This window comes from Streptomyces millisiae (genome assembly GCF_031845425.1).
Classification (GTDB): domain Bacteria; phylum Actinomycetota; class Actinomycetes; order Streptomycetales; family Streptomycetaceae; genus Streptomyces; species Streptomyces millisiae.
This window is the reverse complement of the sequence record NZ_JAVREM010000018.1, coordinates 52,789-64,305: the sequence shown is the minus strand read 5'-3', so window position 1 is coordinate 64,305 and position 11,517 is coordinate 52,789. Positions and strand designations below refer to the sequence as shown.

Sequence of the window (11,517 nt, the reverse complement as noted above, 5' to 3'; positions counted from 1 at the left end):
CTGCTGCGAGGATGACGCGTATGACCGAGGTGCGCACCGCCCACACCGCCGACCTGGACCCCACCGCGCTCGCCGCCGCGCGCGCCCTGCTCGACGAGGCGTTCGACGGGGACTTCTCCGATCACGACTGGGAACACTCGCTGGGCGGCATGCACGCGATGCTCTGGGACGGCGACGAACTCGTCGGCCACGCCTCCGTCGTCCAACGCCGCCTGCTGCTCGCCGGCCGCGCCGTCCGCACCGGCTACGTCGAGGCCGTCGCCGTCGCCGCCTCCCACCGCCGCAACGGCCACGGCACCCGCCTGATGACCGAGGTCGAGCGCGTGATCCACGGCGGCTACGACCTCGGGGCGCTCTCCACCTCCGACGAGGCCCACGACTTCTACGCCGCCCGCGGCTGGCGCCTGTGGCGCGGCCCGACCTTCGCCGTCACCCCCCTCGGCATAGCCCGCACCGAGGACGAGGACGGCGGCGTCTACGTCCTCCCCGTCTCCGTCACCCCCGACCTCTCCGGCGAGATCACCTGCGACTGGCGCGACGGCGACGTGTGGTGACCGGGCGCGCGGCCCGCCTCCGCCGGCTCAACCGCCGCACGGGCCAGCCGCGTTCGCGGTGCAGCGGCACTCCACCGGCGCGGCGTCGGCCTTGACGACGCGGGCGGTCGCGGCGGCGTAGCCGTCCCGGTGCTTGGCCGGCTCGGTGCCGAGGCTGCACCGACAGCCGTCTATGCGGTCGACCTTGCCATCTGATGAGACGGCCGTCAATATAGACGCATGTCGAATCATGCTGCTCTCCCGGTGCTCGGCCAGGACGCCACCGAGTGCTGCGCGCCGGTGGTCCGCGAACCGCTGGGCGAGGAGGCCGCGGCCGAGCTGGCGCGGATGTTCAAGGCGCTGTCGGACCCCGTCCGGCTGCGGCTGCTGTCCCTGATCGCCTCCCACGAGGGCGGGGAGGCGTGCGTCTGCGACCTGACCGGCCCGTTCGACGTCTCCCAGCCGACGATCTCGCACCACCTGAAGGTCCTGCGGGAGGCCGGCCTGGTCGGCTCGGAACGGCGCGGCACCTGGGTCTACTACTGGGTACTCCCCGCGGCGCTGGCCCGGCTCTCCGCCCTGCTCGCGCCGCCCGCGGCGTCCCCCGCGTGAGCGCCGAGGCGGCCCTACCGCGCCGGGCGGCGGTCGAGGCGCTGGGCACCGCGGCGCTGGTCGCGATCGTCGTCGGCTCCGGCATCCAGGCGGCCGGGCTGACCGACGACGTCGGCCTGCGGCTGCTGGCCAACTCCCTGGCCACCGTCCTCGGTCTCGGCGTGCTGATCGCCCTGCTCGGCCCGGTCTCCGGGGCGCACCTCAACCCGGTCGTGACGCTCGCCGCCCGGTGCGTCGGCCGGCGGACCGGCGACGGCCCCACCCTCCGCGACGTCGCCGCCTACCTCCCCGCCCAGACCGTCGGGGCGATCGGCGGCGCGGTGCTCGCGAACGCGATGTTCGCCGAGCCGCTGGTGCGCTTCTCCGGCCAGGACAGATCGGCCGGACACCTGCTGCTCGGCGAGGTGGTGGCCACCGCGGGACTGGTCTGGCTGGTCCTCGGCCTGACCCGCGCCGGCCGCGCCCACCTCGCGCCGGCCGCGGTCGCCTCCTACATCGGCGCGGCCTACTGGTTCACCTCCTCGACGTCCTTCGCCAACCCGGCGGTCACGCTCGGCCGCGCCTTCACCGACACCTTCGCCGGCATCGCCCCCACCTCCGTCGCGCCGTTCCTCGCCGCGCAGCTCCTCGGCGCGGCCCTCGGCCTCGGCCTGGCCGCCGTCTGCTTCCGCCGCCCCGCGCCCGCCCTGGCCCCGCGCGACGTGCGGCGGCCCGCCCGTCCCCGATCCCCGGAAAGCCCCCTGGCCTCATGAGCGTTCCCGCCGCCGTCCCGTCCGTGCTCTTCGTCTGCGTGCACAACGCCGGCCGTTCCCAGATGGCCGCCGCCTTCCTCACCCACCTCGCCGGGGACAGGGTCCGGGTCCGCTCCGCCGGCTCCGCCCCCGCCGACGCCGTGAACCCCGCGGTGGTCGCGGCCATGGCGGAGGTCGGCGTCGACATCTCCGCCGAGACGCCCAAGGTGCTGACCGAGGCGGCGGTGCGGTCCTCCGACGTCGTGATCACCATGGGCTGCGGCGACGCCTGCCCGGTCTTCCCGGGAAAGCGCTACCTGGACTGGGCGTTGGACGATCCCGCCGGCCGGGGCGTCGCGGCCGTCCGCCCGATCCGGGACGAGATCGAACGCCGGGTCCGCGGCCTGCTCGCCGAGCTCGGCGTCGAGACGGCCGCTTGACCTCACGTTTGGTTGAGCTCCTAGCGTCTGTGGTGACGAGAGGAGTTCACCTGTGACGACACTGGTGACGGGTGCCACCGGGAACACCGGCCGGCACGTGGTGGCGGAGCTGGTCCGCCGAGGAGAGCACGTTCGGGCCCTGACCCGGAACCCGGCCGCGGCGGAGGGCCGCCTCCCGGCCGAGGCGGAGCTGGTGGCCGGCACCCACACGGCGCCGGAGACGCTGGACGCCGCCCTGGACGGCGTCAGCCGGCTGCACATCACCGTGACGGCCGGACTCGCCGACGTCGGCCCCGAGTTGGTGCGACGGGCGGTCGACGCGGGCGTGCGGCGCGTCACCGTGCTGTGGGGCGGCTGGGTGGGCCCGGTCGAGAAGGCCGTGGCGGACTCGGGCGTGGAGTGGACGCGCCTCGAAGCCCAGGAGTTCATGTGCAACGCGCTGACCTGGGCCGAGTCGATCCGCGCCGAGGGCGTCGTGCGCGAGCCGTTCGACCTCCCCAGCGCGGTCGTCCACGAGGCCGACATCGGCGCCGTGGCCGCCGCCGCGCTGCTCGACGACGGCCACGCGGGCAAGGCCTACAACCTCACCGGACCCCAACCGCTGACCACCCGCGAACGGATCGCGATCCTGTCCCGGGCCATCGGCCGCGACATCGACCTCGTTCGTATCACCCACGAACAGGCCGTCGACCGGCTGATCTCCACCGGCGTGTCCCGGGCGGACGCCGAGTACGTCATCGGTTGGCACGCGGCGCCCCCTGCGGAGGCCAGGACGGTGGACGACACCGTGGAGCGGGTGACCGGCCGCCCGGCGCGCACCTTCGCCCAGTGGGCGGCCGAGCACGCGCACCGCTTCTGAAACCAGGTGCCCGGGCGGCCACCGCTCTGCCAGGCTGGCCGGCCATGACCACGTACGAACTGTTGCTCATCGGTGGCGGCGCGGGCGTCGGGAAGACGACCGTCGCGTGGGAGGTGTCCGCGGCGCTGCGGGCCGCCGGAACGGCGCACTGCCTGATCGAGGGGGACTACATGGACCAGATCCACCCCGCCCCCGCCGACGACCCGCACCGCGCGGCGATCACCGAGCGGAACACCGCCGCGATCTGGGCGAACTACGCGGCGCTCGGCCAGCGGCGCCTCATCTACACGAACACGGTGAGCATCCTGGAGGAGCCGATGCTCCGACGGGCGATGGGCGGCGACATGGTCCGGTCGACCTGTGTCCTGCTCACCGCCGAGGAGGCGACCGTACGGGAGCGGCTCGCGGGCCGGGAGATCGGCTCCCAGCTCGACGCCCACATCGAGCGGAGCCTGCGGATGGCCCGCGAGCTGAGCGAACGCGCCCCCGCCGGCACGGTCCGCGTCCCGACCGACGGGCGTGGTGTCGAGGCGATCGCCCTCGACGTGGTGCGGGCGGTTGCTTGGGAAGGCCAAGCAACGGGATGAGGGGGTATGTCGGGCGGTGGCTTGCCCGGACCGGCTCGCGTCAGCTGGGGGAGCACCGCGTCTGACGCCGCGGCCTGATCCGAAAAGATCGCCCGGACAGGACCTAGTCGGATCTCTCGGCACCCCTCCCGAGCCGGCGCCCATACCGTCGGTTCATGAGACCGGAGGGGCATGAACGGCGGCGTTGGGTCGGGAACGGCATCGTGCTCGGCCCGGTCGTGGGGGTGGGCGTCGGCGTGGCGGTTCAGGCGCCCGGTGCGCTTCCGGTCACCCTCGGCGTCGGGCTGCTGCTGCTCGCCGGCCGGGCCTGCTGGGTGTACGGCCTGCTGCCGTCCGTCCGGCTCGGCACCGTCCGGCGGTTCGTCGTCACCACGGTCGTCCTCGGCCTGGCGGCCGGCGGGCTGCTGCTGGTTCCCCTCGTCAACGACCTCGTGCTGGGCGACCGGCCGCGCGACCTGGACGACTTCGGGCGCATGTGTGAGGGCGACGGCGGCGCCGACCCGTTTCCGCGTGCGGCGCCGTACGAGCCGGGCCGGGCCGGTGGCCCGCCGCCGTGGGTGGTTGTCGAGGAGGGGTGGGAGGACTGGTCCTCCACGGGCGGGCGGGAGCAGGACCTGGAGGACGAGCCGTCCCCGGGCGACGTGCAGCTGGTGGCGTGCGCCGAACGGGACGGGCGGGTGCCGGACACCGACATCTCCTGCGGCTACACCGACGGCCCCCTCGGCCTCGGGCCGGTGACCGAGACCGTCGAGTTCTCCCAGGGCCGCTACCGGGTCACCGTCTACGAGGCGCGCACCGGCGAACCGGTGGGCGGCGGCACGCTGCTGGGCGACGCGGAGGTGGAGTGCGCGGACGCGGTCTTCGGGGAGGACCCGGGACCCGAGTACACCGAACCCGACGGGCGGCAGTACGCGGACCTGCTCGCCGAGGTGCACGGCACGGCCGCCGGCGCGAGGTGACGCGACCAGGACGGGGCACCCGAAGGACGACGACGGCTACCGGCCGCCCCGGCTCCCGCACCTGCGCGTCGGTGGGGCGGGACTCACCCGTTAGGGTCCTCACCCGTGACCGAACCCTCCTCCTACCTCCGCGCGACGGCCGACGCCTACGACGCCGTCGCCGTCCTCTACGCCGAGTTCGCGCGCGACGAGCTCGACGGCCAGCCGTTGGACCGCGCGTTCCTCGCCGCGTTCGCCGAACTCGCGCGCACCGGGCCCGTCGTCGAGGTGGGGTGCGGCCCCGGGCGGGTGGTCGCGCACCTGCACCGCCTCGGGCTCGACATCTCCGGTGTCGACCTGTCGCCCGTGATGATCGACCTGGCCCGCGAGACGTACCCGGAGCTGCGGTTCGAGGTCGGCTCGATGGACGCCCTCGACCTGGCCGACGGCTCGCTGCACGGCGTGCTGTCCTGGTACTCGGTCATCCACACCCCGCCGAAGGAACTGCCCCCGTACTTCACCGAGTTCCATCGGGTCCTCGCGCCCGGCGGCCATCTCCTGCTCGGCTTCTTCGAGGCGGAGGGCGAGCAGGTCACCGACTTCGACCACAAGGTCGTGACGGCCTACCGGTGGCCGATCGACGACCTCGCGGCGCTGGCTCGCGCCGCCGGCTTCGTGGAGGTCGGGCGGATGACGCGCGAGCCGCACGAGGGGGAACGGCCGTTCCGCCAGGGCCGGCTGCTGATGCGCCGGGCCGAGTGACGTCGCGCGCCTGGGCCTCGGGACCCCTCCCCACCGGGCGCCCGTAGCGTCGCCGCATGGATGAGTCGCTGCCCGCCGGAAGGCCGCCCGGCCCCGGTGCACCGCCGCCGGTCGTCACCGACCGGGACCACCTTCCCCCGTGGATCTCCCCCCGCGCCGAGCCCGGTCGCGAGACACTCGCCGACTGGGGGGAACGGGTCGGCGCCTACCTGCTCGACGCCCTTCTCGTCCTCGCGCTCCTCGTCGGCGGGGGGCTCGCCCTCTCCCGGGTCGCCCCGGCCGTCATCGGGGTGTGGATCATCACGGTTCTCCTGTGCTACTCCCCACTGTGCACCGCGTGGTGGGGAGGCAGCCCGGGCAAGCTGGCGCAGGGGATGCGGGTGGCGCGCAGCGGTGACGGCCGCCCGCTCACGTACGGGCGGGCCCTGTGCCGGCATGTGGCCCACCTGGTGCTGCACTTCACGCCCCTCCTGGGACAGATCGACTACCTGTGGCCGCTGTGGGACGAGCCGTTCCAGCAGTGCCTGCACGACAAGGTGGTGGGATCGGTCGTGGTGGTGCGCGGCTGACCTCCCGTCAGGCGCGGTAGCCGGCCAGGCCGTCGGCCAACTCGTCCGCGTCGCCGTCGCGTTGGGCGGCGAGTGCCTGTTGGAGCGCGAACGAGCCGTGGATCGTGGCCACTCGGGCGGCGACGGCGGGGGAGGGGCGTAGGGCGGTGAGCAACTCCGGGCCGTAGGAGGCGGACAGGGCCGCCAGGTCCTCGGCCTGGTCGCCGAGCGCGACCTCGTCCCAGTCGATGACGCCGGCGAGGACCGGCAGCCCGGCGTGCCACTCCCACAGCAGGTTCTCGGCGCCGAGGTCGCCGTGGACGACGGCGGTGTCCAGGGCGGGCAGGGCGCGCAGCGCGGCCAGTTCGGCGTCGGCCCTGGCGCGGCCGGCCGGGGACATCGACGGGTACAGCTCGGCGGTCACGGCGTCGGCGAACTCGCGCCAGTGGGTGGCGGGTTGGCGCGGCAAACCGGCGGCGGGCGCGGCGGCCAGCCGGGCGAGGAGGGCGGCGAGCTGCTCGGCGGCCGAGGCGAGGACGGCGGGGGAGGTGAGGGCCTCGGGCGGCAGCGGCTCGCCCGGGACCCGGCTGAGGACGAGGCGCGGCGGGTCGGCGAGTTCGGCGATCGGCTCCGGGGTGCGGACGCCGAGGTCGAGCGCGGCGACGGCGCGCAGCAGGGCGGCCCGGCGGGGAAGCCGGGCGGCGGCCGCCTGGGTGCGGGGGTGGCAGACCACGCGGTCGGCGTGCACCTCGACCCGGTGGAACTGGCCCTCGTACACGGCGGGTTGGCTCAGGATGTCACTCATCGACGATCCGGTCCTCCCGGTGGGCGCCGAAGTATTCGGCCTGGCGGGCCATGATCTCCCGCATCGACGTGGCGCGCGGGACGCCGTAGACGGTGCCGGGGAAGTCCAGGGGCCGCTGCGTCTCCCACAACTCCTCGGCCTGGTCGGGGGAGAAGAGCCGGGCCGGGTCGCCGGCGGCGATCCAGCCGATGGGGACGACGGTGCCGGGCGCGAGCCGGGAGTTGACGTGCAGCACGCTGTTGACCCGCAGCTCGGACCCGGCTCCGGCGACCGCGCCGGGGAAGACCGAGACGCCGGTGGCGACGAACACCTCGTCCTCGACGGTCGCGCCGTTGAGGTGGGCGTGCGGGCCGACCAGCACCGCGTCGCCGAGGACGGCCGCGTGCCGTGCCCTGCCGCGCACCAGCGCCTGCTCCATGACCACCACGTCGGCGCCGGTCCGCACCTCGCCGTCCTCGGCCGTCAGCACGGCGCCGTGCAGCACCCGCGCTCGCTCGCCCAGGGTGACGGCCCCGCACAGCACGGCCGTCGGCGCCACGTAGGCGGAGTCCGGCACGACCGGCCGGGCGCCGCGATGTTCGATCAGCATGGGGTCGAGACTAAGGCGGCTGAACGAACCCGCGGCGCCGCCGGGTCAGACCCGGAGGCCGAGGTGGAGGCCGCCGCTGGCGTCGAGGACCTGGCCGGTGATCCAGCGGGCGTCGTCGGAGGCGAGGAAGGCGACGGCGTCGGCCACGTCCTCGGCGCGGCCGAGGCGGTCCAGGGCGGTCTGGCCGGTGATGAACTCCGCCAGCCCCGGCTGCTCGAAGACGGCGGCGTTGTCCTCGGTCCTGGTGGCGCCGGGGGCGATGGCGTGGACGGTGATCCCGCGGGTGCCCAGCGCGCCGGCCAGGGTCAGCGTCATCGTCTCCAGGGCGCCCTTGCCCATGGCGAAGGCGGTCTGTCCCGGGTTGGCCACCCGGGTGGCGACCGAGGTCAGGGAGATGATCCGGCCGCCGTCGCGGAGCAGCGGGAGCGCCCGCTGGACGATGAAGTACGGCGCCCTGACGTTCACCGCGAAGAGGCGGTCGAACCGCTCGGGGGTGTCCGTCTCGACGGGTCCGGTCGGGGCGGCCGCCGCGTTGTTGACCAGGATGTCCAGCGGCCGGCCGGCCAACCCTCGCTCCAAACCGGCGAACAGGGTGTCCACGTCCCCGTCGGTGCCCAGTTCGGCGTGGACGGCGAAGGCGCGGCCGCCGGCCCGCTCGATCCCGGCGACCGTCTCGCGCGCCGCGGCCTCGCCGGAGCCGTAGTGCACGGCGACCTCCGCGCCGTCGGCGGCGAGGCGCCGGGCGATGGCCCGCCCGATGCCGCGCGAGGCCCCGGTCACCACGGCGGTCCTGCCGATCAGTCTGCCCATTCCGTCCACCTCTTCGTGTTAGTCGACCACAACTTGTGAGCGACTAACAGTACGGTAGCGTGTCACGCATGAGTGGTGAAGGGCCGAGTCTGCGCGAACGCCGGCGGGTGGAGACCAGGCGGCTCATCCAGTCGCACGCCCTGCGGCTGTTCGCCGAGCGCGGCTTCGACGACACCACCGTCAACGACGTCGCGCGCGCGTCCGGGGTCTCGGCGATGACCGTCTACCGGCACTTCCCGACCAAGGAGGACCTGGTCCTCCACGGCCGGTACGACCACCTCGTCGCGGCCGGGGTCGCGGCCCGGCCGGCGGACGAGCCGCCGGTGCGCCGGATCGGCCGGGCCCTGGTCGAGACGGTCCGTGACCTCGCGGGGTCCGCCGACCGGGAACTGCTGCTCGCCCGGCTGCGGTTGATGGTCGACACGCCGGCGTTGCGCGCCCGGCACCTGGACAGCCAGTTCGCCACCCAGCAGGCCATCGCCGCGGCCCTGCTCGGCGACGCGCCCGAGCCCGACGCGGAGTTCCGCGTCGGGGCCGCGGCCAGTGCCTGCCTGGCCGCGATGCATGTCGCCCTGACGCGCTGGGCCCGGGAGGACGGGCGGCCCGACCTGCCGGGCCTGGTCGCCGCCGCGCTCGCCGCCGCCTTCGGGGAGGAGTTCGGCGACGACGTCGACTGACCGGCCGCGCGGTCGGCTCAGCGGGTGGGCCGGTCAGCGCGGCGAGCCGGCCGCGTCGTACTCCTCGCGGGCGCGCTCGACATGGCCGAGGTTGGCCGTGGCCCACTCGGTGAGGTGCGCGAAGAGCGGGGCCAGGCTGCGGCCCAGCTCGCTGATCTCGTACTCGACGCGCGGCGGCACCTCGGGGTGGTAGGTGCGGACGACCAGGCCGTCGCGCTCCAGCTGGCGGAGGCGCTGGGTGAGCACCTTGGGGGTGATCCCGGTGACGCGCCGCTCCAACTCGACGAACCGCTGGCGGCCGAAGGTGTGGAGCGACCAGAGGATCGGCGTGGTCCAGCGGCTGAAGACGATGTCCACCACCGGCGAGATCGGGCACGCCAGCTCGGGGTCGGTCGTGGCGTCGGCCTTCATGGCGCGGACCCCCTCCTGGGGTAGTCACTTTCCTCTAGGTACCTACTATACCCAGGCTGTTAGCGTCCCTCCCGTCGCGAGAAACCACAGGTAAGGACACGGGAGTCGAAGATGATCGTGGTGACGGGTGCCACAGGGAACGTCGGCCGCTGGCTGGTCAGCACGCTGGCCGAGGCCGGGGAGCAGGTGACGGCGGTCTCGCGCGGGATCGCCGCGGGCGACGTGCCGGCGGGCGTGCGGGCGGTGCCGGCGGACCTGGCCACGCCGGAGAGCCTGCGGCCCGCCCTCGACGGCGCGGAGGCGCTGTTCCTGCACGACGGCGGCGCGGGCGGCCACGGGCTCGACCCGCACGCCATCCTGGCCGTGGCCAGGGACGCCGGGGTCCGGCGGGTGGTGCGGCTCTCCTCGCAGGGCGTGGCGACCAGGCCGGAGTCGCCCTCGCACGGCGGCACCATGCGGGCCGTCGAGGACGCGGTGCGCGAGTCGGGCCTGGCCTGGACGATCCTGCGGCCCGGCGGCTTCGCGTCCAACGCCTTCGCCTGGGCCGAGTCGGTGCGCGCCGAGCGGACGGTCGCCGCGCCCTTCGGCGACGTCGGGATCCCGGTGATCGACCCGGCGGACATCGCCGAGGTCGCGGCCGTGACCCTGCGCAAGGACGAACACGCCGGCCACGTCTACGAGTTGAACGGGCCGGCGGTCGTCACGCCCCGGCAGCAGGCCGCGGCGATCGGGGCGGCGCTCGGCGAGCCGGTGCGGTTCGTGGAACTGACCCGGGAGGAGGCGCACGCCCGGATGGCCGCCTTCATGCCGGAGCCGGTGGTGGCGACCACGCTGTCCGTGCTCGGCGAGCCCAACGCCGCCGAGCTGCGGCTGAGCCCGGACGTCGAGCGGGTGCTCGGCCGCGCGCCCCGCTCCTTCGCCGAGTGGGCCGAGCGCAACGCCGGGGCCTTCCGCTAAACTCTTCCCGTTCGCCTTCGGCGCCCCGACCTGGGGCGGCCGGAGGCTTTTTTCATGTCCTCTCACCCCAACACCCGAGCCACGGCGGCCGGTTACCGGGCGCTGCTGCGCGACCGCGAGTTCGCCGGCCTCTTCCTCGGCTTCATGCTGACCGTCGCCGCCGGCACCCTGTCCGGCTTCGCCCTCGGCACCCTTGTCGACGACCGCACGGGCTCCCCGTTCCTCACCGCCGTCAGCATGTACGGCGCCACGTTCGCCACCGTCCTCGGCGCGCTGACCCTGATGTCGGTGGCGGACGGGCGGCGCCCGCGGCGCACGCTCGTCGCGCTCCACCTGCTCACGCTCGTCGGCGTCGCGACGCAGGCCGTCCCCGGGCTGCCGCTCGGCGCGCGGTTCTGCCTGCTGCTGACGCTCGGCTTCTTCCAGGCGCTCGGCACCGGCGTCCGGCTGGGGCTGCTGGTCGAGATCGTGCCCGACGCCGGCTACGCGACGGCGCGTTCGCTGATGAACGTCACCTCGGGCGGGGTGATGATCCTCGGCTACGCGGTGGGCGCGGTGCTGCTGCGCCGGCTGGACCCGCAGGGGGTGTTCGTGGTCGCCGCGGCGCTGACCGGTCTCGCGCTGCTGGTGGTGGCGGCCACCGTCCGGGAACACTCGATCCGGCTCACCCGGCGCCCCGGACCGCGCGAGACCTGGCGCGCCAACGTCGAGCTGTTCTCACACCCCGGCCGGCGGGCGCTGCTGCTGAACCTGTGGGTGCCCAACGGGCTGGTCGTCGGCTGCGCGGCGCTGTTCATCGCCGACGACGCGGAGTGGGCCGGCGTGCTGCTCGCCGCGTCCTCGGCCGGGATGCTGCTCGGCGACCTGGCCGTCGGCCGGATGTGCACCGCCGAGCTGCGGTGGCGGCTCGCGTTCCCGATGCGGCTGCTGCTGGCCGCCCCCTACCTGCTCTTCGTCCTGGACCCGCCGCGGTGGCCCCTGGTCGGCGCGGTCTTCGTGGCCGGCGCCGGGTTCTCCGCCTCCCTCGCGCTCCAGGAACGGTTGCTCGCGCTGACGCCCGAGGCGGTGCGCGGGCAGACACAGGGCGTGGAGTCGGCCGGCCGCCTCACCTGCCAGGGCCTGGGCGCGGCCCTCGCCGGCGGCGTGGCCCAGTGGACGGGGCCCGCCGCCGCGATGGCCGCCCTGGCGGCGGCGTCGCTCGCCGTCACCCTCGCCTCCCGCCCGTGGGTGAGCCGGGCCGGCCGCGGGTAGCGGGCGG

Annotated in this window: 17 protein-coding genes; 12 read left to right on the top strand and 5 right to left on the bottom strand. The window is 74.8% G+C overall.

Annotated elements, in window-relative coordinates; translation table 11 throughout:
• Positions 1-11: 11 nt before the first annotated feature.
• Positions 12-554, top strand: a complete 543-nt coding sequence (locus RNC47_RS16180; protein WP_394814795.1) for a GNAT family N-acetyltransferase — start codon at positions 12-14, stop codon at positions 552-554.
• Between the two features lie 27 nt (positions 555-581).
• Here the strand turns inward: RNC47_RS16180 and RNC47_RS16175 are convergent, their stop codons facing one another.
• On the bottom strand, positions 582-785 hold the full coding sequence (locus RNC47_RS16175; RefSeq protein ID WP_311599416.1) for a hypothetical protein: 204 nt from the start codon (positions 783-785) through the stop codon (positions 582-584).
• Between RNC47_RS16175 and RNC47_RS16170 the strand changes: the two genes are divergently transcribed.
• The 8 genes from RNC47_RS16170 to RNC47_RS16135 all read left to right on the top strand — a co-directional run bounded on the left by RNC47_RS16170 (position 774) and on the right by RNC47_RS16135 (position 6,031).
• On the top strand, positions 774-1,145 hold the full coding sequence (locus RNC47_RS16170) for an ArsR/SmtB family transcription factor (RefSeq protein WP_311599414.1): 372 nt from the start codon (positions 774-776) through the stop codon (positions 1,143-1,145). The genes RNC47_RS16175 and RNC47_RS16170 overlap by 12 nt on opposite strands.
• On the top strand, positions 1,142-1,897 hold the full coding sequence (locus RNC47_RS16165; protein WP_311599412.1) for an MIP/aquaporin family protein: 756 nt from the start codon (positions 1,142-1,144) through the stop codon (positions 1,895-1,897). Before RNC47_RS16170 ends, RNC47_RS16165 begins: the two co-directional genes overlap by 4 nt.
• Positions 1,894-2,316: an arsenate reductase ArsC gene (locus tag RNC47_RS16160; RefSeq protein WP_311599410.1), complete on the top strand. Its 423-nt coding sequence runs from the start codon at positions 1,894-1,896 to the stop codon at positions 2,314-2,316. Before RNC47_RS16165 ends, RNC47_RS16160 begins: the two co-directional genes overlap by 4 nt.
• A gap of 52 nt (positions 2,317-2,368) precedes the next feature.
• The gene (locus tag RNC47_RS16155) at positions 2,369-3,175 is read left to right on the top strand and encodes an NmrA family NAD(P)-binding protein (RefSeq protein WP_311599408.1); all 807 of its coding nucleotides are present in this window, start codon (positions 2,369-2,371) and stop codon (positions 3,173-3,175) included.
• Positions 3,176-3,219: 44 nt separating this feature from the next.
• Positions 3,220-3,762, top strand: a complete 543-nt coding sequence (locus tag RNC47_RS16150) for an AAA family ATPase (protein ID WP_311599407.1) — start codon at positions 3,220-3,222, stop codon at positions 3,760-3,762.
• A gap of 155 nt (positions 3,763-3,917) precedes the next feature.
• On the top strand, positions 3,918-4,721 hold the full coding sequence (locus tag RNC47_RS16145; RefSeq protein ID WP_311599405.1) for a hypothetical protein: 804 nt from the start codon (positions 3,918-3,920) through the stop codon (positions 4,719-4,721).
• 105 nt (positions 4,722-4,826) lie between these two features.
• Entirely contained in the window at positions 4,827-5,462 is a 636-nt protein-coding gene (locus RNC47_RS16140; RefSeq protein WP_311599403.1) for a class I SAM-dependent methyltransferase, read from the top strand.
• Between the two features lie 56 nt (positions 5,463-5,518).
• A complete protein-coding gene (locus tag RNC47_RS16135; protein ID WP_311599401.1) occupies positions 5,519-6,031 on the top strand; it encodes an RDD family protein in 513 nt (170 codons plus the stop codon).
• A 7-nt stretch (positions 6,032-6,038) separates the two neighbouring features.
• Here RNC47_RS16135 and RNC47_RS16130 read toward each other — a convergent pair whose 3' ends face one another.
• From RNC47_RS16130 to RNC47_RS16120, 3 genes are read right to left on the bottom strand one after another with little or no spacing between them, the layout of a single operon-like run.
• Positions 6,039-6,815 (bottom strand): phosphotransferase, encoded by a 777-nt coding sequence (locus RNC47_RS16130; protein ID WP_394814794.1) that lies wholly within the window; start codon positions 6,813-6,815, stop codon positions 6,039-6,041.
• Positions 6,808-7,404 carry a gamma carbonic anhydrase family protein gene (locus RNC47_RS16125; protein ID WP_311599400.1) on the bottom strand — a complete coding sequence of 199 codons (597 nt, stop codon included), beginning with the start codon at positions 7,402-7,404 and terminating at the stop codon, positions 6,808-6,810. The genes RNC47_RS16130 and RNC47_RS16125 overlap by 8 nt, the downstream gene beginning before the upstream one ends.
• Before the next feature lie 45 nt (positions 7,405-7,449).
• A complete protein-coding gene (locus tag RNC47_RS16120) occupies positions 7,450-8,214 on the bottom strand; it encodes an SDR family oxidoreductase (protein ID WP_311599399.1) in 765 nt (254 codons plus the stop codon).
• Between the two features lie 68 nt (positions 8,215-8,282).
• Between RNC47_RS16120 and RNC47_RS16115 the strand changes: the two genes are divergently transcribed.
• On the top strand, positions 8,283-8,891 hold the full coding sequence (locus tag RNC47_RS16115) for a TetR/AcrR family transcriptional regulator (protein ID WP_311599398.1): 609 nt from the start codon (positions 8,283-8,285) through the stop codon (positions 8,889-8,891).
• Between the two features lie 33 nt (positions 8,892-8,924).
• Here the strand turns inward: RNC47_RS16115 and RNC47_RS16110 are convergent, their stop codons facing one another.
• Complete coding sequence (locus RNC47_RS16110) at positions 8,925-9,302, bottom strand: winged helix-turn-helix transcriptional regulator (protein WP_311599396.1); 378 nt, start codon at positions 9,300-9,302, stop codon at positions 8,925-8,927.
• Positions 9,303-9,413: 111 nt separating this feature from the next.
• On the opposite strand from RNC47_RS16110, the gene RNC47_RS16105 reads away from it, so the two are divergent.
• Both RNC47_RS16105 and RNC47_RS16100 read left to right on the top strand, forming a co-directional pair.
• The gene (locus RNC47_RS16105) at positions 9,414-10,259 is read left to right on the top strand and encodes an NAD(P)H-binding protein (RefSeq protein WP_311599394.1); all 846 of its coding nucleotides are present in this window, start codon (positions 9,414-9,416) and stop codon (positions 10,257-10,259) included.
• 54 nt (positions 10,260-10,313) lie between these two features.
• A complete protein-coding gene (locus RNC47_RS16100) occupies positions 10,314-11,510 on the top strand; it encodes an MFS transporter (protein WP_311599392.1) in 1,197 nt (398 codons plus the stop codon).
• The last annotated feature ends 7 nt before the right edge of the window (positions 11,511-11,517 follow it).